Annotated in this window: 21 protein-coding genes, 1 other RNA gene and 1 pseudogene; 17 read left to right on the forward strand and 6 right to left on the reverse strand. The window is 63.0% G+C overall.

All coding sequences use genetic code 11. The features are described 5' to 3' along the window. The first annotated feature begins 67 nt into the window (after window positions 1–67). Together NKI85_RS08865 and NKI85_RS08870 are read left to right on the forward strand one after the other, a co-directional pair. Window positions 68–1273, forward strand: a complete 1206-nt coding sequence (locus tag NKI85_RS08865; protein ID WP_352524369.1) for a multidrug effflux MFS transporter — start codon at window positions 68–70, stop codon at window positions 1271–1273. Window positions 1274–1359: 86 nt separating this feature from the next. Further along, window positions 1360–2178 (forward strand): annotated as a pseudogene (locus NKI85_RS08870) (LysR family transcriptional regulator); the annotation flags it as partial. Window positions 2179–2262: 84 nt separating this feature from the next. Here NKI85_RS08870 and NKI85_RS08875 read toward each other — a convergent pair. Both NKI85_RS08875 and ssrA read right to left on the reverse strand, forming a co-directional pair. Then, entirely contained in the window at window positions 2263–3003 is a 741-nt protein-coding gene (locus NKI85_RS08875) for an SDR family oxidoreductase (protein ID WP_352776598.1), read from the reverse strand. 294 nt (window positions 3004–3297) lie between these two features. Continuing rightward, window positions 3298–3653: a transfer-messenger RNA gene (gene ssrA, locus NKI85_RS08880) on the reverse strand. A 160-nt stretch (window positions 3654–3813) separates the two neighbouring features. Between ssrA and NKI85_RS08885 the strand changes: the two genes are divergently transcribed. The 6 genes from NKI85_RS08885 (at window position 3814) to NKI85_RS08910 (ending at window position 8400) form a co-directional block, all read left to right on the forward strand. Beyond that, window positions 3814–4125, forward strand: a complete 312-nt coding sequence (locus NKI85_RS08885; RefSeq protein WP_352776599.1) for a DUF2853 family protein — start codon at window positions 3814–3816, stop codon at window positions 4123–4125. Window positions 4126–4237: 112 nt separating this feature from the next. Further along, entirely contained in the window at window positions 4238–5032 is a 795-nt protein-coding gene (locus NKI85_RS08890) for a thymidylate synthase (protein WP_352524375.1), read from the forward strand. Window positions 5033–5353: 321 nt separating this feature from the next. Continuing rightward, window positions 5354–6145, forward strand: coding sequence for a molybdate ABC transporter substrate-binding protein (modA, locus tag NKI85_RS08895; RefSeq protein WP_352776600.1), 792 nt, complete (start codon window positions 5354–5356; stop codon window positions 6143–6145). A 15-nt stretch (window positions 6146–6160) separates the two neighbouring features. Next, window positions 6161–6865, forward strand: coding sequence for a molybdate ABC transporter permease subunit (gene modB, locus NKI85_RS08900; protein WP_352524378.1), 705 nt, complete (start codon window positions 6161–6163; stop codon window positions 6863–6865). After that, window positions 6862–7974, forward strand: coding sequence for a molybdenum ABC transporter ATP-binding protein (gene modC / locus NKI85_RS08905; protein WP_352776601.1), 1113 nt, complete (start codon window positions 6862–6864; stop codon window positions 7972–7974). The genes modB and modC overlap by 4 nt, the downstream gene beginning before the upstream one ends. Before the next feature lie 84 nt (window positions 7975–8058). Beyond that, window positions 8059–8400 (forward strand): winged helix-turn-helix domain-containing protein, encoded by a 342-nt coding sequence (locus tag NKI85_RS08910; protein ID WP_023676697.1) that lies wholly within the window; start codon window positions 8059–8061, stop codon window positions 8398–8400. Between the two features lie 35 nt (window positions 8401–8435). Here the strand turns inward: NKI85_RS08910 and cobF are convergent, their stop codons facing one another. Further along, window positions 8436–9212, reverse strand: coding sequence for a precorrin-6A synthase (deacetylating) (cobF, locus tag NKI85_RS08915; protein ID WP_352776602.1), 777 nt, complete (start codon window positions 9210–9212; stop codon window positions 8436–8438). A gap of 242 nt (window positions 9213–9454) precedes the next feature. Here cobF and NKI85_RS08920 point away from each other — a divergent pair, with 242 nt between their 5' ends. From NKI85_RS08920 to NKI85_RS08940, 5 genes are all read left to right on the forward strand, one after another. Then, window positions 9455–10465 carry a DUF4424 domain-containing protein gene (locus NKI85_RS08920; RefSeq protein WP_352776603.1) on the forward strand — a complete coding sequence of 337 codons (1011 nt, stop codon included), beginning with the start codon at window positions 9455–9457 and terminating at the stop codon, window positions 10463–10465. Further along, the gene (locus NKI85_RS08925; RefSeq protein WP_352524383.1) at window positions 10465–10983 is read left to right on the forward strand and encodes a dihydrofolate reductase; all 519 of its coding nucleotides are present in this window, start codon (window positions 10465–10467) and stop codon (window positions 10981–10983) included. The genes NKI85_RS08920 and NKI85_RS08925 overlap by 1 nt, the downstream gene beginning before the upstream one ends. A gap of 159 nt (window positions 10984–11142) precedes the next feature. Next, complete coding sequence (hflK, locus tag NKI85_RS08930; protein WP_352524384.1) at window positions 11143–12237, forward strand: FtsH protease activity modulator HflK; 1095 nt, start codon at window positions 11143–11145, stop codon at window positions 12235–12237. Beyond that, window positions 12237–13196, forward strand: a complete 960-nt coding sequence (gene hflC / locus NKI85_RS08935; RefSeq protein ID WP_352524385.1) for a protease modulator HflC — start codon at window positions 12237–12239, stop codon at window positions 13194–13196. Before hflK ends, hflC begins: the two co-directional genes overlap by 1 nt. Window positions 13197–13341: 145 nt before the next feature. Continuing rightward, window positions 13342–14859: a DegQ family serine endoprotease gene (locus NKI85_RS08940; protein ID WP_352524386.1), complete on the forward strand. Its 1518-nt coding sequence runs from the start codon at window positions 13342–13344 to the stop codon at window positions 14857–14859. Window positions 14860–14904: 45 nt separating this feature from the next. On the opposite strand, the gene NKI85_RS08945 is transcribed toward NKI85_RS08940, so the two are convergent. Together NKI85_RS08945 and serB are read right to left on the reverse strand one after the other, a co-directional pair. Then, a complete protein-coding gene (locus NKI85_RS08945) occupies window positions 14905–15477 on the reverse strand; it encodes a GNAT family N-acetyltransferase (RefSeq protein WP_352524387.1) in 573 nt (190 codons plus the stop codon). After that, window positions 15474–16361 (reverse strand): phosphoserine phosphatase SerB, encoded by an 888-nt coding sequence (gene serB / locus NKI85_RS08950; protein WP_352524388.1) that lies wholly within the window; start codon window positions 16359–16361, stop codon window positions 15474–15476. Before serB ends, NKI85_RS08945 begins: the two co-directional genes overlap by 4 nt. On the opposite strand from serB, the gene miaA reads away from it, so the two are divergent. Both miaA and NKI85_RS08960 read left to right on the forward strand, forming a co-directional pair. Then, window positions 16351–17343 carry a tRNA (adenosine(37)-N6)-dimethylallyltransferase MiaA gene (gene miaA / locus NKI85_RS08955; RefSeq protein ID WP_352776662.1) on the forward strand — a complete coding sequence of 331 codons (993 nt, stop codon included), beginning with the start codon at window positions 16351–16353 and terminating at the stop codon, window positions 17341–17343. The genes serB and miaA overlap by 11 nt on opposite strands. Before the next feature lie 104 nt (window positions 17344–17447). Further along, window positions 17448–18242, forward strand: coding sequence for a GGDEF domain-containing protein (locus NKI85_RS08960; protein ID WP_352524389.1), 795 nt, complete (start codon window positions 17448–17450; stop codon window positions 18240–18242). Between the two features lie 215 nt (window positions 18243–18457). Here the strand turns inward: NKI85_RS08960 and NKI85_RS08965 are convergent, their stop codons facing one another. Next, entirely contained in the window at window positions 18458–20287 is a 1830-nt protein-coding gene (locus NKI85_RS08965) for an ATP-binding protein (RefSeq protein ID WP_352524390.1), read from the reverse strand. Between the two features lie 152 nt (window positions 20288–20439). On the opposite strand from NKI85_RS08965, the gene NKI85_RS08970 reads away from it, so the two are divergent. Together NKI85_RS08970 and NKI85_RS08975 are read left to right on the forward strand one after the other, a co-directional pair. Next, entirely contained in the window at window positions 20440–21006 is a 567-nt protein-coding gene (locus NKI85_RS08970) for a helix-turn-helix domain-containing protein (RefSeq protein ID WP_352776604.1), read from the forward strand. 2 nt (window positions 21007–21008) lie between these two features. Beyond that, entirely contained in the window at window positions 21009–21317 is a 309-nt protein-coding gene (locus tag NKI85_RS08975) for a hypothetical protein (RefSeq protein ID WP_352776605.1), read from the forward strand. Window positions 21318–21351 lie beyond the last annotated feature (34 nt).

Below are 21351 nucleotides of genomic sequence, written 5' to 3' on the forward strand. Positions count from 1 at the left end.
GGATGCAACGTCCTAGGGTTATACGCCGGTCCGCGGCGGCAACCAGAATTCGAAAGAGCCTGCCATCATGAACGCCAAATTCCTCCGCATTGCGGTCGTGCTCGGCCTATTGTCCGCCATCGGCCCGTTTGCCATCGACATGTATCTTCCGGCCCTGCCGTCGATCGGCGAGGATCTGCATGCCGGCACCGCCGCGGTGCAGATGAGCCTGCTGATCTTCTTTCTTTCCATGGGTTTCGGCCAGATCGTCGTCGGACCGATCTCCGACATGGTTGGCCGCAAGCTGCCGCTCTATGGCGGCCTGGCGCTGTTCATGGTCGGCGGCGTCGGCTCGGCGCTGGCCCCCTCGATTGAATGGCTGATCGCCTTCCGCTTCCTGCAAGGGCTCGGCGCCAGCGCCGGTATGGCCGTGCCGCGCGCGATCGTGCGCGATCTGCACACCGGGACTGAAGCCGCCAAGCTGATGTCGCTGTTGATGCTGGTTTTTTCGGTGTCGCCGATCCTGGCGCCGCTGACCGGTAGCCAGATCATCGAGAATTTCGGCTGGCGCGCCGTGTTCTGGACGGTGACCGGTGCGGCTGTGCTCGCCGCGATCCTGCTGGCTACCTCGCTCAAGGAGACGCGGCCGGTCGAAGAGCGCGCCGGCTCCTCCTTCGGCACGGCACTTTCCGGCTACCGTTTCCTGATGGGGGATCGCAACTTCCTTGGCCTGACGGCCATCGGCGGCTTCGGCATTGCGAGCTTCTTCGTCTATCTGTCGAGCTCGTCCTTCATCCTGATCGACCATTACGGGCTGTCGCCTTCGGTCTACAGCGTGTTCTTCTCGATCAATGCGGTTGCCTTCATCGGCATGTCGCAGCTGACCGGGTTGCTGTCGGAGCGGTTCGGGCTGCAGCGCGTGGTGCGGATCGCGGTGACCGGCTATGCGACGACGATGGTGGTGTTGTTCGCGGTGATGGCCTCGGGTGTCGACCGGCTCGACGTGATGGCGGCACTGCTGTTCATCGGCTACGGCTTTCTCGGCCTGGTCATCCCGACGACGTCGGTGCTGGCGATGGAAGAGCATGGCGAGATCGCCGGCACGGCTTCGGCACTGATGGGCACGCTGCACTTCGCCATCGGCGCGGTCGCAATGGGCGTCGCCGGCGTGTTCTTCGACGGCACGCCGCTGCCGATGGTGGCGGGCATCACGCTTTGCGCGGTGATCTCCTTCACGCTTGCCAAGGTGACGCTCGGCCGTAGCCGGGACGTTGCGGAAGCGTCGGCGGAGTAAGCGTCGACCATCGAGAATAAAAAGGCCGGGCGACGTTCCCGGCCTTTTCACGTTTGCGATCCCGGTTTACACGGCGGGTTCAGGACATGCAGCTTCGACATCTCAAGACGTTCGTGGCGGTCGCCACCACCTTGAATATCACACGCGCCTCCGAGCGGGTTCATCTTGCCCAATCGAGCGTAACGGAACAGATCCAAGCGCTGGAAGCCGATCTGGGCACGTCGCTGTTCGACAGGTCGCGGCGTGGCTTGAAGCTGACGGCGGCGGGACAGCGCCTGCTGGAGTATGCAAGCGATCTCCTCGACCTCGCACACGAAGCCCGTTCCGCTGTCGCCGACGCGGGCGGCACGGTTGCCGGTCGCCTGACTGTCGGCGGCCTGGAGACGCTTTGCTCGACACGCTTGCCAGCTTTGCTGGGGGAATTCCACCGGCGCCATCCCGATGTGGAACTGAACCTCAGGGCGGACGATAGCAGTGGGTTGCGTGCCGGCGTGACCAGCGGGGCGCTGGACGTGTCTTTCCATTTCGGGCCCGTCCCGGTGGTGGTGCCGGAGCTGCGAAGCGAACAGGTGGCGGAAGAAGAGCTCGCCATCATAGCGCCGGCAAATCACCGACTGGCCGGATATGCTGCCATAACGCCCGAGGATCTGGCTGATGAGGCCTTCCTCGTCACCCAGCCCGGTTGCGTCTATCGGCGGATGTTCGACGAAGCGTTCGCAGCAACGCTGCCCGACCGTCCGAGGCTCGTCGGCGAGTTCGCCAGCATGGGCGCGATACGGAGCCTTGTTGCAGCCGGTCTTGGATGCGCGCTGGTCCCGCGTCTCGTGGCCACTTCGGCCGATGCCGAGATCCTTGTGCTGCCCTGGATCGGAAGCAACTCGACGACGCCGGTCACCATGGTATGGCGCCACCGGCGCGTTCAAGCGCCTGTCCTGCGGCTGTTCCTCGCAATGGCGCGTGAAACTCGGGCGCGCGAAATCTGGCCATCGCTAGACCAGTCGCTGGCCACCATCGACATGAAGCACCGTTCCGGTGATGAAGCCGTTATGCATCAGGGACGTGATGGCTTGGGCGATGTCGGCTGCCTGGCCGATCCGGCCGACGAGCAGACGCTTTGCCATGGCGTCCAGCGCGGCCGTCTTTCCGCTGCCGGCGACGGCATCCCAAATCGGGGTGTCGACCCAGCCCGGCGAAACGACGTTGACGCGGATCGGCGCCAGTTCGACCGCAAGCGCATAGGCGAGTGAGCCAAGTGCCCCATTGACAGCCGCCACCACCGAACCTTTCGCGGCTGGACGATAGGCGGCAATGCCTGAGGTCAGCGTGATCGATCCCCTGGGCGTCAGACGAGGCGCGCCATGTTTGGCAAGAAGAAGCGGCCCGACAATTTTGGAATCCATCACCTTCCGCGCCACCGAGATGTCCATATCGGGAAGCAACACATAGACGCCGGTGATGTCGGCGGCGGTCGAGACGATGTGGTCGAGCGTACCGACGTCCTGGAACAGGCGCTGGACCTCGTCCTCGCTTGTGACGTCGGCTGCGATCGTCCTCAGCCTTTCCGGGTGAGGCAAGCGCTGCCGTGCGGCCGACAACCGGTCCTCGGAACGGCCGACGATCGTAACCTCGGCGCCGGCGGCAAGCCGCTGTTCGGCGAGCGACAGCCCCATGCCGGAACTGCCGCCGACGATAAGGATGCGTTCGGGTGTTGGTGTGGTTTCCTGGTTCATCTTGTCTCCATCAGGTAGCTGCCGGGGCGTGACCACACGCGGCGAGAAACTGAAGCCTTTTCCCGCAAAGGCATGGGAGAAGGGAAACGGGAAGATACGAATGCTGCCATCGGAGCTTCCGATGATGGAAGCCATTGCGGCAGGATGAAGCGGTGCTCAGAGCAGAATGCCGTTCAAGCGTTCTCCGCGTTGCTGCCGCTCGATGCCGCCCGGCGCAGTTGCGAAAGAATCAACGCCGGATGCGGTTCAGGCCGCGGCGAAAGATAGGGGGAGATAAGTGTGATGAAGGGGAGAAATGGAGGTTTCTGTTGCCAGGTACCTCCGAACCCCGCCTAGAAGTGCGAACCACTAGGGCTTGAATTGAAGCTATCGCACCGCTTACGCGGCGAGACGTGCTTCCGCATAGTTGTCGTTGGCAACTATAAGTTCAGCCCGATAACGGTGGTACAATGCCGGGCAAAAGTACGATCTTTACACCTTCGTCGATCCTATTTCGCCCCCAGCAAAAGCCGCTCTTGAGCAGCGGTTTTTGGTGGAGGCGCCGGGTACCGCCCCCGGGTCCGAACGGCTTATTTCATCGCCTGTTTATCGCCATAGTCGGTCGAGCCGACGAGGCGAATATAGGGACTGGCGGTGGAAAATGAAAGGCCGGAATGCCACTTTCATCTGTGTCAAAGTGGACCATGAAGGGTTGACTTGCAGTCGGTCTCAACCGAAGCTTTGTGCGGTGAGGAGACCCAGCGCATACTTGCGGCAGCGCGCCACAATCCTCATCGACCGGATCCCGTGGCGCCGACGAGGGGAAATTCGATGGCCGACTATCTCGCAGACGTAAAGAAATACGATGCAGCGGCGGACGCCGACGCGGTCGCCAAGATCGTCAAGCATTTGGGCATCGCGCTCAGGAACCGCGATTCCTCGCTGGTGTCCTGCACCGACCCGGAGGAACTGAAGCGCGTCAGGAATAGCTGGGTCACCGGCAAGCTCGGCGTCACCGATGGCGCCAAGGCGGATGCGGCTATCGAAAAGACCTGCAAGGCGATGGCGGCCGACAACAGCAAGAGCCGGGTGACGTTCTATTACCTCGTCGCCAAAGATCTGGGCATGCTCGGCTCGCTCTGAAGAACTCGCCGCTGATGCCGGTGGGTTTTCCGGTGGAATCATCTCGCTTTGCTGTGTTCGGCCGACGGTCATTCGGCTATGATGGCTGAGAACCCGAATCGAGCCAGAGCCGATGCGCCAGTATCTCGACCTTCTTGAACATGTGCTGGAAAACGGCGCTGATCGCGGCGACCGTACCGGCACCGGAACGCGCTCGGTATTCGGCTACCAGATGCGCTTCGATCTGGCCCGCGGTTTTCCGATCACCACCACCAAGAAGCTGCACCTGAAGTCGATCATCCATGAGCTTTTGTGGTTCCTGGCGGGCGACACCAACATCAAATATCTCAACGATCACGGCGTCTCGATCTGGGATGAGTGGGCCGACGAGAATGGCGATCTCGGCCCGGTCTATGGCAAGCAGTGGCGGTCGTGGCCGGACGGCCATGGCGGCGCCATCGACCAGATTGCGAATCTTCTGAAGGAGATACGCAAAAATCCTAATTCGCGGCGGCTGATTGTTTCGGCGTGGAACCCGGCCGAGGTGGAGGCCATGGCGTTACCGCCCTGCCACTGCCTGTTCCAGTTCTATGTTTCGGAAGGCAAGCTTTCCTGCCAGCTCTACCAGCGCTCCGCCGACATCTTTCTCGGCGTGCCGTTCAACATCGCTTCCTATGCGTTGCTGACGCTGATGGTGGCGCAGGTGACCGGATTGAAACCCGGCGATTTCATCCACACGCTCGGCGATGCACACCTTTATTCGAACCATTTCGAGCAGGCGCGCGAACAATTGCGGCGCACGCCGAAGGCGTTGCCGACGCTATGGATCAATCCCGAGGTGAAGGATCTCTTTGCCTTCCGCTTCGAGGATTTCCGGCTCGAGAACTATTTCGCCGACGCGACGATCAAGGCGCCGATCGCGGTCTAGGCGGCCATACCTAACTGCATATCGAAATTGCCTACTGCCGCTAGGCCCTCGGCGTTGTCCGCATCCATCTTGATCGACCGACGTCGACCATAACGCCCAATGCCTGGTCCGCGGCATAGGCGTGTTTGCCTTTTGCGGCGGGCACTGACTTCGTGCGATGTCTCCTTCGGCCTGGATACCGCTGTATGCAACGAAGGTTATCGCAGGCCAAGAAAACCTCGGCTCAGAATGCCGTCGCCCGGTAAAGGGCCTTTCCTTGTTATGTTCACATGGATATATCGATGGACGGGCTTCGGGTCGGTCCAAGACGAGGAGAGTTTCATGCTGGCGCGCAAAGGTTCGACGACGATTGCTATCGCGGGTTTTGTGGCGATGCTGATGGCCGCGGTGCCGGCGGCCCGTGCCGAAGACCAGGTGGTCGTGTTTGCCGCGGCGAGCCTCAAGGACGGGCTCGACGCCGTCAACAGGGCCTGCGAGGCCGACGTCGGCGAGGCTGCAACCATTTCCTACGCGGCGAGCTCGGCGCTGGCCAAGCAGATCGAGGGCGGCGCGCCGGCAGAGGTGTTCATCTCAGCCGACCTCGATTGGATGAGGTATCTCTCCGACAAGAAACTGACCAAGCCCGGCACGGAGGTGAAATTGCTTGGCAACCAGATCGTGCTGATTGCGCCGCAGGATTCCAAGGTTGAAACCAGGATCGAAAAGGGTTTCGATCTTGCCGGGCTCGTCGGCGACGGCAAACTTGCCATGGGCGATTTCAAGGCGGTGCCGGCAGGCAAATACGGCAAGGCGGCGCTCGAATCGCTCGGTGTCTGGTCTTCCGTCGAAGGCAAGGTGGCGCAGGCCGAGAATGTGCGCGCCGCCCTAAAACTGGTGTCGACCGGCGAGGCTGCACTCGGCATCGTCTATGCCACGGACGCGCATGCGGAGCCCGGCGTGAGAGTGATCGGCACTTTCCCTGCGGATTCCCATCCGCCGATCATCTATCCGGTTGCCCAGCTTGCGGATTCGAAGGGCAAGGATACCCCGGCATTCCTGAAATGCCTGCAATCCGCCAAGGCTGGCGAACTCTTCAAGGCGCAAGGTTTTACAATCCTCGCGCCGAGCAACTGACGAACCGCCCTGAGCATGAGCTGGCTGCTGGATCTCGCTCCCGACGAATGGAATGCGGTCCGGCTGTCAATCAAGGTGGCGACCGTGGCGATGATTGCCAGCCTGCCGCCGGGCATTCTGATCGCCCTTGTGCTCGCCCGCGGCCAATTCTGGGGCAAGACGCTGCTCAACGGGCTGGTGCATCTGCCGCTGATCCTGCCGCCGGTGGTGACAGGCTACTTGCTGCTTCTGACTTTCGGCAAGCGCGGTCCCGCCGGGGCTTTTCTGGCCGAGCATTTCGGCATCGTTTTTTCCTTTCGCTGGACAGGCGCCGCGCTCGCCTGCGGCGTGATGGGTTTTCCGCTGATGGTGCGGGCGATCCGGCTGTCGATCGAGGCGGTCGATCGTAAAATCGAGACGGCCGCCGGCACGCTCGGCGCCAATCCGCTATGGGTATTCGGCACGATCACGATGCCGCTGATCCTGCCCGGCCTGATCGCCGGTGCGATCCTCTCCTTCGCCAAGGCGATGGGCGAATTCGGCGCGACGATCACCTTCGTCTCCAACATCCCGAACGAGACGCAGACGCTGCCATCGGCGATCTACACTTTCACGCAGGTTCCCGGCGGCGACGCCGGCGCGCTCAGGCTGACGCTGATCTCGATCGTCATCTCGATGGCGGCACTTGTGGCCTCGGAAGTGCTGGCGCGGCGCATCGGCCGGCGGATGGACATTGAATGACGATTCAGGTCGACATCAGCCACCGGCTTGGCGATTTCGCCGTCAATGCCCGCTTCGAGAGCGCCGGGCGGCTGACCGCGCTGTTTGGGCCATCCGGCTCCGGAAAGACGACGCTGATCAATTTGATTGCCGGACTGATCCGCCCCGACAGAGGCCGCATCGCGGTTGAGAGCCGTGTGCTGGTCGATAGCGGTGCCGGCCTGTTCGTGCCGAAGCACAAGCGGCGGATCGGCATGGTGTTCCAGGATGCGCGGCTGTTTCCGCATATGAGCGTGGCGAGCAATCTGCGCTACGGCCGCTGGTTCACGCCGGCGGCTGAGCGCTACGCGGATATCGATGGCGTGGTCGAACTGCTCGGCATCGGTCATTTGCTTGACCGGCGCCCGGCAAAACTCTCCGGTGGCGAGAAGCAGCGCGTGGCAATCGGCCGGGCGCTGCTTGCCAGCCCGAAATTGCTGCTGATGGACGAGCCGTTGGCGTCGCTCGACGAGGCGCGCAAGGCCGAGATCTTGCCTTACATCGAGCGGCTGCGCGACGAGACGAAAATCCCGATCGTCTATGTCAGCCACTCGATAGCCGAAGTGGCGCGGCTGGCGAGCGACGTCGTGGTACTGATGCAAGGCAAGGTCGCTGCTTCCGGTCCGACCGGCGCGATCATGCAGCGTCTCGATCTATTGCCGGCCGAAGAGCGCAGCGAGGGCGGTGCCATGCTGGATACTGCGGTTCTGCGCCACGACGAAGTCTTTGGCATGACAGTGCTAGGCTCATTGGCGGGCGAGATCCGTGTGCCGCTTCTAGCAGCGCCGGTCGGTGCGCCGGTGCGCGTTCGCATTCGTGCCCGCGACGTGATGATCGCCACCGAGCAGCCGGTTGGCCTCAGCGCGCTCAACATATTGCCGGGCGCGATCGTGGCGATAGAGCCGGGCGAGGGGCCTACGGTCGAGGTCGGCATCGACTGCAATGGCGCAACCGTGCTTGCCCGCATCACCGAACAGTCGCGGCAGACGCTAGGGCTTCGGCTCGGTCGAAAGGTCTTCGCGGTGGTCAAGACGGTGAGCTTCGACCGGGCGAACACCGGCGCCGGCCTGCCGGCCGAGGCGGATGGGTGAACGGCGGATGATTGTCGCTATATCGTTTTGGAATAGCGGTATCGCTGGAGAACTTGTAGAATGGCGTGACCGCGGAGGAGCAAAATGCCGTCGCTGAGCTTGCGCATAAATCTCGATCCGGATGGCCGCATCGGGCCGGGCAAGATCGAGCTTCTGGAACAGATCGCCGCCTTCGGCTCGATCTCGGCCGCGGCGCGCGGCATGGAGATGTCTTACAAGCACGCCTGGGATCTCGTCGAGGACATGAACCGGGTGTTCGGCAAACCGCTGGTCGCGGCACAGACCGGTGGGAAAAAGGGTGGCGGCGCTCAGTTGACCTCCGTCGGGCTTGCGGTGGTCAGCCGGTTCCGCGCCATCGAGCGGGCTGCGTCTTCAGCTGCGGCAGCGCATATGGAGGCGCTGCAGGCAGAAATCGATGCTGCGTAAAGGCCGGGGAATTTGTGCCTACCGCGCGTAATCCGCTATTGCTCGTCGGGTTCGCCGGGCTTGCGCAGCAGATAAGTGTCCATGATCCAGCCTTTTTTTCGGCGGGCCTCCTCACGGGTCCTCGCGATCTCGTCGCCGACGTCGCCAATCCGGCCCGAGACAACGATCTCGTCGGGCGTGCCGAGGTAGGCGCCCCAGTGGACGCTAACATCCTTGTCGTCCAGCGTGTTGAAGGCGCATTTGCCGTCCAGCATGACGATGATGCTGCCGGCGTTTTCGGGCAAACCTTCCTCGGCGAGCCGGCGGCCGGTGGTGATCAAAATAGCGTCGCCGATGCGGTTCAGTGCGATTTTGTGGCTGGCGGCGAGTGCCTGGATGGCGGTGATGCCGGGGATGACGTCCAGTTCGAACCCGACATTGCCTCTGAGGCGCACGCGCTCCAGGATGCGCAGCGCGCTGTCGTACAGCGAAGGATCGCCCCAGATCAGGAAGGCGCCGCAGCCGTCTTCGGAAAGTTCGCCGCGGATCAGGCCTTCATAGATCGCGGCGATCGCCTCGTGCCATTCGTCGACGGTCGAGCGATAGGACGGCGCCGGCTCGGCGCGCACCGGCACGTCGAATTCGACGCGGCGCGAGTTCGGATTGGTGACGAAGCGGTCGCAGATCTGGCGGCGCAATTCGGCGAGATCGTTCTTCTTCGCGCCCTTGTCGGGAATGAACAGCACGTCGGCCCGGTTGAGGCCGTTTATGGCCTGCACGGTCATATGATCGGGATTGCCGGCGCCGATGCCGATAACGAGAAGCTTGCGCATGGGCGAACTCCTGCCCGATCGGGATCGGCGTGTCTAGAGCGGGACGCATTCAAATTGAACCGTGCATCCCGCTCTATCTATTTGTTTTGGCCGCATTTCTGCGACGCCAAGTGTTCCACTTGGCTGCAAAATGCTCTAGGCCGACACGGCATGCCGGCAGCGCCGGCATATGTGCTGAAAGGCTTTGAAACGCCACATTGAACAGCTAGAGTCACGTTGGCATTCTCGCCGGGGGAGTTTCCATGTTCCGTTACGTCCTGACCGCAGCGCTGGCGCTCTCGGCTACGCCCGCACTCGCCAATGATTCGGTCGCCGAACTCGGCACCGGTGGGCTGATACTGTCGCGCAGCGATGCGGTGGCGATGGAAAGCGAGGATCTCTACATCGCGCCGGAAAAAGTGACGGTCGACTACGTTTTCCGCAACAACACCGACAAGGATGTCGATGCGATCGTCGCGTTTCCGATGCCCGACATCGAGGGCGATCCCGAAGAGATGCCGGCGATTCCCGAGGCGCAGAGCGACAATTTCCTCGGCTTCGAAGTGACGATCGACGGGGTGCCGGCAAAGCCGCAGCTCGAGCAGAAGGTGTTCGCGCTCGGCATCGACGTCGGCGCCGATCTGAAGGCGCAGGGGGTGCCGTTCTATCCATTCGGCGATGCAGCCAAGGCGGCACTGGAAAAGCTGCCGCAGGCGGTCGCCGACGACTGGGTCAACCGCGGCATCATCATCGAGGACACTGCCGATGACGGTTCGGGCATGAAGACCGTCTATACGCCGTTCTGGCAATTGCGCTCGACCTATTGGTGGCGCTCGACCTTTCCGGCCAACAAGGCGGTGCATGTCTCGCATCGTTACAAGCCGAGTGTCGGCGGCACCTCGTCGGTCAGCTTCTTCTATGACGGCCAGTTCCAGGGTCAGTATGCCGCCTACAAGACCCGCTACTGCATGGATGGCACGTTCGAGAACGCCGTGCGCAAGGCAGCCAAGGACGATCCCGACGGCTACCCCAAATATTTCGAGAACCGCATCGCCTATATCCTGACCACGGGCGGCAACTGGGCGTCGGGAAACATCGGCACGTTCAAGCTGACCGTCGACAAGGGCGATCCGAAGAACCTGGTCTCGTTTTGCGGCGAAAACGTCAGGAAGGTCGGGCCGACGACGTTCGAGATGAAGGCGCAGAACTTCCACCCCGAGCACGACATTGACATATTGCTGCTGGAGCCATCCGATGGCGGGAACGGCGGCTGATGGACCTCGCGATCTATGTCGCCATCGCCGAGAATGGCGTGATCGGACGCGATGGCGGGTTGCCGTGGCGGCTTTCCACCGATCTCAAGCGGTTCAAGGCCGATACGATGGGCAAGCCCATCATCATGGGCCGCAAGACCTATGAAGGCATCGGCCGGCCATTGCCGGGCAGGCTCAACATCGTGGTGACGCGGGACAAGGCATGGCGGGCCGAGGGTGTCGAAGTCGCGCACTCGCTCGAAGACGCGATCAGGCTGGCGAATGTGCGCGGGCGCTGCATGGCCGGTGCCGACGAGATCTGCGTCATCGGCGGCGGCGAGATATACGCTCAGGCGCTGCCGCTGGCCGATCGGCTGCACGTCACGCATGTGCTGGCACCGGTCGACGGCGACGCCCATTTCCCGCCGATCGACCCGGCGCTATGGCGGGTGGTCCGCTCGCAAGAGGTGGAGGCTGGTGAAAAGGACAGCCATCCGACACGCTATTCGGTTTACGAGCGGCGCCGCGACGTGCATTGAAGACGACAAAGGGTCGCGACGGGTCTAAATGAGCCCTAGACGGACAGTGCCGGCAGCCGATCGCGTTGAAAGCGTGCCGTCGCATACCTATAGAAGAATAATATTGGATTTTGCGCCGCTGAAGCGGCGCTTGAGGGAATTCCAAGCGAAAGGACATTCATGCCCTGGAACGACAAGAGCGGCGGCGGCGGCCCGTGGGGCGGCGGCAACAACCAGGGACCTTGGGGTCAGGGACCCAAGGGACCCAGCGGCCCGCAGGGTTCGCCTCCCGATCTCGAGGATATCATCCGGCGCGGCCAGGACAGGTTGCGGCGTGCGCTGCCGGGCGGCGGAGGTGCGAGCCCGGCCGTGTTCGGGCTGATTGCGGCGGCGCTGGTCGTGCTGTGGGCGTTCAAGGCGGTCTACACCGTGCAGCCCGACGAAGTTGCGGTGGAGCTCAGGTTCGGCAAGCCGAAGGCGGAGCTCTCGCAGCCCGGCCTGCATTTCCATTGGTGGCCCATCGAAACGGTAGAGACCGCCAACATCGCCGAGCAGCTCGTCGATATCGGCGGCGGCAATACCAGCGGCAACGGCCTGATGCTTTCCGGCGACCAGAACATCGTCAACGTGCAATTCTCCGTGGCCTACCAAGTTTCCGATCCGAGGGCCTATCTGTTCGACGTGTCCGATCCGGCCGGCATGCTGCGGCAGGTGGCCGAAAGCGCGATGCGCGAAGCGGTCGGCCGGCGCCCGGCGCAGGACATTTTCCGCGACGACCGGCAAGGCATTGCGGCGTCGGTGCGTGAGATCATCCAGACGACGCTGGACGGCTACAAGGCCGGCCTCAACGTCAACGCCATTTCGATCGAGGACGCTGCGCCGCCGCGCGAAGTTGCAGATGCCTTCGACGAGGTGCAGCGAGCCGAGCAGGACGAGGACAAGTTCGTCGAGCAGGCCAATCAGTATTCCAACCAGAAGCTCGGCCAGGCGCGCGGTGCGGCCGCCCAGATCCGCGAGGACGCGGCCGCCTACAAGAACAGGGTCGTGCAGGAGGCCGAAGGCGAGGCGCAGCGCTTCATCTCGGTCTATGACGAATATGCCAAGGCGCCGGAGGTGACGCGCAAGCGACTTTATCTGGAAACGATGGAGAGGGTGCTGAAGGATTCGAGCAAGGTCATCGTCGAGCAAGGCAATGGGCAAGGGGTCGTTCCCTATCTGCCGCTGCCCGCATTGCAGCAGAAGGCGCCGGCACCGGCCACCGGAGGAAACCAGTGATGGCCAACCGTCTTCCCGTCATTGCGGTCATAGCCGCGGTCATCCTGTTCCTGCTCTATTCGTCGGTGTTCGTCGTCAATGCGCGCCAGCAGGCGCTGGTGCTCAGGTTCGGCGAGATCGTCGACGTCAAGACCCAGCCCGGCATCTATTTCAAGGCGCCATTCTCCTTCTTCGATGCCGACACCGTGCAGCTGATCGAAAACAGGGTGCTGCGCTTTGACCTCGACAACATCCGCGTCCAGGTTTCGGGCGGCAAGTTCTATGAGGTCGACGCCTTCATCGCCTATCGTATTTCGGATCCGCGTGTGTTCCGCGCCGCGGTCTCCGGCCAGATCGAACTGGCCGAGGCCCGGCTGAGGACGCGTCTCGACGCCGCCTTGCGCCGCGTCTACGGCCTGCGCGACTTCGAGGCGGCGCTCTCGGAAGAGCGCGCCGTGATGATGCGCGAGGTGCGCGATCAGCTGAGGCCCGATGCCACCTCGCTTGGCCTGCAGATCGAGGATGTCCGCATCCGCCGCACCGATCTGACAGCCGAGGTCTCGCAACAGACTTTCGACCGCATGAAGGCCGAACGTCTCGCGGAAGCCGAGCGGCTGAGGGCGCGAGGCAATGAGGCGGCGCAGCGCATCAAGGCTCGCGCCGACCGCGAAGTGGTGGAGATCGTCGCCGAAGCGCAGAAAGAGTCTGAAATCCTGCGTGGTGAAGGTGAAGCCCAGCGCAGCGCGACGTTTGCCGGGGCCTATCAGCGCGATCCGGCCTTCTTCGATTTCTATCGGTCGATGAATGCCTATGGCACGGCGCTGAACAGCGCCGGAACGACGATGGTGCTGTCGCCGAATTCCGAGTTCTTCCGCTTCTTCCGCGACCCGAACAGCAAGGAAACGCCTGCGGCACCGGCGGTACCACCGTCAGCACCTGCCGCTCCCGCACCGGCGGCGCAGCCAAGCACCGGCCAGTAGGGCCGGTGCAGGGATAGCCGGCGTAACGGAGGATTTATCCTCTGGCGGTAGCCATAGCCGCAAACGTGCCGTATTTCTTGCCAACATGACGCGACGCGGCATTTTGCCGAAGCGCTTTTTTTCAGAACACCCGGAGGCCTTTTCGATGACATCCACCACCCTTCTGCGTGCAGCGAGGCGGACGTTCATCGCCGGGGCCGCAGCGCTTCTGGTCGGCGCCGTTGCCGTTCCGTCGTTCGTGACGCCGACGGTGGCAGCCGACGGGCCGCCCTCGGTTGCCGATCTCGCCGCCGGCCTGCTCGGCGCAGTGGTCAACATCTCGACTTCGCAGACGGTGAAGGGCACGGAGGGTCCGGGCGCGGTGCCAATGCCGCAGCTTCCAGAAGGCTCGCCCTTCCAGGACTTCTTCGACGATTTCTTCAAGAACCGTGGCGGCGACAAGGGCGGCGGCGCGCAAAAGGTGCAGTCGCTGGGCTCCGGCTTCGTGGTCGACGCCGAGCAGGGCATCGTGGTGACCAACAACCACGTCATCGCCGATGCCGACGATATCGAGGTGAATTTCTCCGACGGCGTGACGCTCAAGGCGACGCTGGTCGGCACCGACACCAAGACCGATGTCGCGGTGCTGAAGGTCGATCCGAAGGGACACAAGCTGACGGCGGTGAAATTCGGCGATTCCAACACGATGCGCGTCGGCGACTGGGTGATGGCGATCGGCAATCCGTTCGGCCTCGGCGGCACGGTGACGGTCGGCATCGTCTCGGCGCGCAATCGCGACATCAATTCCGGCCCCTATGACGACTTCATCCAGACCGATGCCGCGATCAACCGAGGCAATTCCGGCGGACCGCTGTTCAACAGCAGCGGCGAGGTCATCGGCATCAACACGGCAATCATCTCGCCGTCGGGCGGCTCGATCGGCATCGGCTTCTCCATCCCTTCGCAGCTTGCCTCGGGGGTCGTCGACCAGCTTCGCCAGTTTGGCGAGACGCGGCGCGGCTGGCTCGGCGTGCGCATCCAGCCGGTGACCGACGACATCGCCGAAAGCCTGGGCATGGCGACCGCCAAGGGCGCGCTGGTCGCCGGCGTCATCAAGGGCGGGCCGGTCGACAACGGCACCATCCAGGCCGGCGACGTCATCATCAAGTTCGACGGCAAGGATATCCATGAAATGCGCGACCTACCGCGGGTCGTAGCGGAAAGCCCGGTCGGCAAAGCGGTCGACGTGATCATCGTGCGCAAGGGGGTCGAGCAGACCGTGAAGGTGACGCTCGGCCGCCTCGAGGACGGCGAAAAGCTTGCAAGCGGCGGTGAAAACGGCAACACCGATCAGGATGATACTGACAAGGCGCCTGCCGTTTCGACGGCTTCCGTGCTCGGCATGACGATCGGCGAGCTCAACGACGAGACGCGCACGAAATTCGGCATCGCGGCCGACGTCTCCGGCGTCGTCGTAACCGACGTCGCCAAGGATTCGGCGGCGGCCGAACGCGGCATCCAGCCCGGCGAGGTGATCACCGAGATCGCGCAGGAATCGGTCGGCACGCCCAAGGACGTCATGGACCGGATCGGCGCGCTGAAGGAGCAGGGGCGCAAGAACGCGCTTTTGATGCTGGCGTCGAAGTCCGGCGAGCTGCGGTTTGTGACAATCCGGATGGATTGAGTCCGGTAGGAACTGCAGCACTCTGATTTTAATGGAGAAGGGCGGCTAGCGGGCCGCCTTTTTTCTTGCCTGCCAGCCTGTGTGTGAGAGCCTGTAGAAGACATGTCGCCTGAGTGTGGCGTGGCTGGCCGGAATGCCGGGATGGTCGAAATCGGAGGCCGGGTCGGCGGTCATGCCAATACGCTCCATCACGGCGATGGACCTGCGGTTGCTCTCGACCGCGAAAGACACGATTTCCTCGAGGCCGAGCGTTTCGAAGCCATGGGCGAGCCAGGCTTCGGCTGCTTCAGTGACATAGGCTTTGCCCCAGAATTCGGGCGCCAGGCGCCAGCCGATCTCGATCGTGCCGGCAGGCAGGAACGGCAAATGACCGGTCCCGGTTATTCCGACGAAGCCGATGCATTCGCCGGTAGCGGCGATCTCGGCGGCTGCGAAGCCGAAGCCGTCACGGTTGATAGCCGCGCGCAATTCCTCCATCTTGGCGTCTGCCTGGGCGCGGTCGCGGCGGAACGGAAAGAACTCCATGACGCGCTCTTCGGAATTGATGCGATGGAAGAGCTCGCGGTCGCGATCTTCCCAATTGCGTAGGATCAAGCGTTCGGTGCGGATCGGCGTCATTCGACAAATTCTTCCCGGCGATAACCCTGCAGATAGAGCAATGCGGTAAGGTCGCCATGGTCGATGCGGACCTTTGCCTCGGCCGCCACTGCCGGCTTGGCGTGCAAGGCGACGCCGATGCCGGCAAGGCGGATCATGTCGAGATCGTTGGCGCCGTCACCGACGGCAATGGCGTCGGCAGGCGTCAGGCCGAGGCGGGCGGAAATCTCGATAAGGGCTTCGGCCTTGGCGGCGCGGCCGAGGATGGGCTCGGCGACCAAGCCGGTGAAGCGGCGATCCTGCTCGACAAGGCTGTTGGCGCGATTTTCGTGAAAGCCGAGCAGTGCTGCGATGCGCGTGGTGAAGATGTCGAAACCACCGGAGATCAGCGCCGTCCAGGCACCGTTCGCCGCCATCGTCTGGACAAGCGTGCGGCCGCCGGAGGCCAGTGTCAGGCGATTGTCGATGATGCGGTCGATAATTGCGGCATCGAGACCTTTCAGCAGCGCCACGCGCTCGCGCAAGGCCGGCTCGAAAGCGATCTCGCCGTTCATCGATCGCGCCGTGATCGCCGCGACGCGATCCTTGACGCCGATCTCGTCGGCTAGCTCGTCGATGCATTCCTGGTCGATCATCGTCGAATCCATGTCGGCGATGAGGATCTTCTTGCGCCTGTTTTCAGCCGGCTGGACGACCACGTCGATCGGTTCGGAAGCGAGCGCGGCACGCAGGCCGGCGGTCATTTCGGAGGCTTCGGCGGTCTCCGGCAAAACGAACTCGCAGGCGACGCCTTCGGCCAACCAGCGAACAGCGCTTGCGCCGACAGACCCCGACGCCATATTCGCTAGCGCCGGCGACAATGCGCGGCCGGCGGGATGGGATACAAGCGTGGCGATCAGCGGCATCGAAAATTCCAGCGGGCAGGCGGGCGAAGGCCGCGTGAAGAACGCGATCCTGATAGCCGGGCCGACCGCCAGCGGCAAGTCGGCACTCGCACTCGACCTCGCCGAGCGCAATGGCGGTGTCATTGTCAACGCCGATTCCATGCAAGGCTATTCGGTGCTCGACGTGCTGACGGCGCGGCCGGGTCCTGCCGAACTCGCACGCGTCCCCCACTTTCTCTATGGACACGTCGATCCGTCCACCGCCTATTCCACCGGCGCCTGGCTGCGCGACGTCATGAAGCTGATCGACGACGGCACGCTTTCGGGGCGGCTGGGTGGCACGTTCTCCGAAGGACCGGCGATTTTCGTCGGCGGTACCGGGCTTTATTTCCGGGCGCTCGCGGAAGGTATCTCGGAGATGCCCGACATTCCGAAATCGATCCGCGAGCGCTGGCGCTATGAGCTCCAGGAACAGGGCGCGGTGAGATTGCATCGCATCCTGCTGCGCGAGGATTCGGCGGCCGGCATGATGCTGAAGCCGACCGACAGCCAGCGCATCGTGCGGGCGCTGGAGGTGCTCGACGCATCGGGCCGTTCCATCCTGGACTGGCAGGCTGCGCGTGGCCGGCCGTTGATCGACAGGAGCAGCGCGCGCTTCTTCGTCATCGAGCCGGAGCGGGCGGCGCTGGTGGAGCGGATCGATGCCCGGTTCGACCGCATGCTGGACAAGGGCGCCCTTGACGAGGTGAAACAGCTTTCTGCCCTCGGCCTCGATCCCGACCTGCCAGCGATGAAGGCGATCGGTGTTCGCGAGCTCCAGGCCGCGCTGGCCGGCGCCACGAGTTTTCCCGAGGCCATCGAGCGCGCGAAGATCGCGACGCGGCAATATGCAAAGCGGCAGGCAACCTGGTTCAGGCACCAATTGGGCCCGGAATGGCAGAGTTTGCGTCCTGGTGAGGGGATCGACTCGACGATCTCACCCCCTCCTTCGAGCGCAACCTGAAAAGTCGACATCGAAAGGGCACTTCGCGTTGAAGTTGTCCAGGTTAACTGTCCGTAAGGTCCCGCATGCCATAAGGTCGGTGGGAACTTTCCAACGGGGAGCAGATGCGTTTCCACAAGGCGGAGTCAGCGTTTTTCGTCTTTATTTTCGTGATCCTGGCCGCCGGCCTGGTGACGCTTCACGCCTATGGGCTCCTGCAAGCCTTGGCGGCCGACGTTAGCAATACGCCTTCCAAACTCGATGAGATCGTCTATCTCAACAAGCTGCTGTTTGCGACCGGCGTGCTGCTGGCGACTGCGCTGTTCTTCGGCATTTTCTTCATCTATCCGCTGATCCGAAAGCAGGCGACGGAGGAGGGCAAGCTGCGCGCCATGACGGTTTCGCTCAGCGCGCGCTCGGAGACGCTGGAGCATGCGGCGCTGACCGACAGCCTCACCGGCATGCAGAACCGGCGCTATTTCGACGATGCGCTGAAGGAATATCTCGAAGAGTTCCGCCGCATCGAGAAGCCAGTCGGGCTGATGATCCTCGACCTCGACCATTTCAAACAGGTCAACGACAGCCACGGCCACGATGTCGGCGACGAGGTGTTGCGGGCCGTCGCCAATTGTCTCAAGGACATGACACGCTATCACGATGTCGTGGCGCGCCTGGGCGGCGAGGAGTTCGCGGTGGTCACGCCCAATATGGACGCCGAGCTGCTGTCCAAATTCGCCGAGCGCATCCGCAAGGCGATCGCCAACATGTCGGTGCTGACCGGCAATGTCCGACTGAAAATCACCACCAGCGTCGGACTTGCCGTCTGGGACCGCAAGGAGACCGCCGAGGAGTTCTATCGTCGCGCCGATCGCCAGCTTTACGAGGCAAAGAGGCAGGGCCGCAACCGCGTCTGCGCCTGAAATCCCGGAGAAGAATTCATGAGGCCGGCCGACTGACGCAGCTTTCTCGACTTCCGGTGCTCATGGACTCAAATGTCCACTCCGCTCCGGGTTCTCAAAAGCCACGTCATTCGATCCGGCCTGATGAATTCCCTTCCGGGATTTGCCCCGGTTTCCTGGGTGACAATGGTTTAACTTCGGAAGCCTTTGGCCTCACAGGCTAGAAGCTGGTCGGCTCAATCGTTTTGCGGGCGTAGCCCGAAGGTCGCCGGCTTGAGGCCGTAACGCAGATCGAAATCGTCGTCCCGCTGGCTGCGTGCGGCCGGCGGTTTGCGATAGTCGGAATCGCCGGCCTGCCGGCCCGAATCGACGACTTCCGCGAACGGCATTGCCTGTTGTGGTTTCGGCACGTTGCGCAGCCGTTCGACGATCGCAACAAGGTCGACCTCGTTGCCGGTTTCGGACGGCAAGGCATCCTCGCGCTTGGCCGTGCCGGGGATCAAATCCTCGGAGAGCTTTTCGAACTTCATCCGCATCGTCGTCGCCACGCCTTCTCCGAAGGCAATGGCCTCACGCTGGCCCATCGAAGACAGGAACGCCAGCGTCGAAGCCGAGGAATCGGCGATCGCCGAGCGGATGATCGCCTGGTCCTGCTCGTTGGCGAGCCGCATGGCGAAGAACGTCGAGCACTGCGACAGTATGGTCGGGTCGAGCTCGCCAGGGCGCTGGGTGACGACGCCGAGATAGCAGCCATATTTGCGGCCTTCCTTGGCGATGCGCGACAGCGCGTGCCGCGTCGGCGCGAAACCGAGGCGCGGATCGGCCGGCATATAGCGGTGCGCTTCCTCGCACAGGAAGAGCAGCCGCAAGCGGCCTTCGCTCCACAACGCCAGGTCGAAGGCCAGCCGCGCCAGCACCGAGCACACGGAATTGACCACCTCGGACGGCATGCCGGCCATTTCGAAGCAGGTCACCGGGCGGCCGTGATGCGGCACGCGGAAAATGTTGCCGATCGTCTCGTGGATGGTGTCCTCGATCAGGCGCGAATTGAACATGAAACGGTAACGCGGATCGGATGCCGCCGATTCGATACGTGTCTTCAGTGACCTGAGGGTCGGGCGGTCGTTCTTGCTTTCCAGCAATCCCATGCGCTCGTCGACCAGCTTGATGAGGTCGGCAATGCGATAGGGCACCGGCGCGTCGGCGGTCAGCGCGTCGGTGCTGCGCCGCAGGTAGTTGCCGGAGTTCGGATTGCGGTAGAGGTTCTTGGCCGCGGGAATGAGGTCGCGCAAGGCGTCGACCTCTTCCGGGACCGTCTCGCGGCCGCGAAACAGCACCTCGGCAAATTCCTCGAGTTTGAACATCCAGAAGGGCAGGTCGAGCGTCGTCGAATCGATCCGGACGCAATATTCGGGCAACGACGCGGCGAACTCGTTGTGTGGATCGAGGATCAGCACGCGCAGCTCGGGCCGAGCGGCGATCGACTTGCGCAAAAGCAGCGACACGGCGGTCGATTTGCCGACTCCGGTGGTGCCGACAATGGCGAAATGGCGCGCCAGCGTATCGTCGATGGCAATATTGGCGTCGATGGCCTCGTCCTGCGACAGCGTGCCGATGGTTATCGAGTGACGTCCGGCGAGATCGTAGACGGCCTGCAGGTCGCGGCTGCGGATACGATGGGCAATGGCGCCGATATGCGGATAGGTTGTGATGCCTCGGTCGAAGACCGGCTTCGCGCCGGGTTCGGCGCCATCGCGCACCTCGCCGATCAGTTCGATACTGACCTCGATCGGATTCTGGCCCTCGCTGCTCCAGGCACGATCCGATTTGCCGATCTCATAAACCAGGCCGACGGTTCGTGATGTGCCGAGATTGATCGAGATCATCTTGCCGACGCTCCACAGACCGGTGACCGTGCCTTCGACATCATCGGCATAGGCGCTGATGGTGGCGCGGGCGCCGTCGCATTGCACGACATTGCCCAGGATCCGCTTGTCGTTCTGCTCCGCCCTGCGGCGCTCCAGCAAAGTCGGTTCTCCAATGGAGGCTTCGCGTTCAACGAGCATGGACAGGCCGATCCCCTTTTCCCAAAGGATGAGCCTAGCCGAACGGGGTTAAGGTGGGGTGAGGCTGGATGGTGTAGCGGACATTAAGGAGTTCGCGAAAACTGAACCAAACGGCCCTTTGCTCGACGGCAGAATTTCGATATATTGGATGAATGAACGATATAGCGAACGATATCTCCTCCACTATCGGCAGAAGGATACACGCCGAAAGGGTGGCTCGCGGTTGGTCGCTGGCGGAATTGGCGGAGCGGTCCGATGTCTCGAAAGCCATGCTGAGCACGATAGAGCGCGGCATGACGAGCCCGACTGCGGCACTCCTCGTGCGCATTGCGGTGGCCTTCGGCATGACGCTTTCCACCCTGATCGCACGGGCGGAATTGCAGGGCGGCGGCCTGCTTCGTGAAAGGGACCAGCCAGTCTGGCGCGATCCGGCCACGGGCTATATCCGGCGGCATCTTTCGCCGGTTTCGGACATGCCGCTCGAACTGATACGGGTCCAGTTGCCAGCGGGCGCCAAGGTGAGTTTTCCGGCGGCATCCTATGCCTTCATCCGGCAGCAGATCTGGCTGATTTCCGGGCGGCTGGAATTCACCGAGGGCGCCGTCGTCCACAGGCTCGAACCCGGCGATTGCCTGGCACTCGGCGCGCCATCCGATTGCGTTTTCCACTCTCCGGGGCCGGACGCCGCCGAGTATCTGGTTGCGTTGGCCAGGAGCTGATGATGGCACGACGTCCGAAACGCTCCGACAATGGCGGTCCGCCGCTCGACGACTATGACGGTCCGCCCTGGGGCAAGAGCGACCCCTATGTCTTTCTTGCCTGGCGGGCCGCTCATGCCCAGGCATGGACGGCGCCAGGCCGCGATATCATGCTGATGCGGCTGGACAAGGCCGAGCGGCTGGGCCTGACCTATGAGGAATATACGCTCGAGCTGCTGGAGCGCGGGCGACATCTGCAAGAGGAAGACGCCGAGCGCATCGCGGAAATCCGCCGGGCCAGGAAGCGGAAGCGGACCGGTCACTTCGACTGATGGGTGGCGCGTGCGGGTTACGCTGCCGGTCAGG

This window comes from Mesorhizobium sp. M0571 (genome assembly GCF_040320985.1).
Taxonomy (GTDB): domain Bacteria; phylum Pseudomonadota; class Alphaproteobacteria; order Rhizobiales; family Rhizobiaceae; genus Mesorhizobium.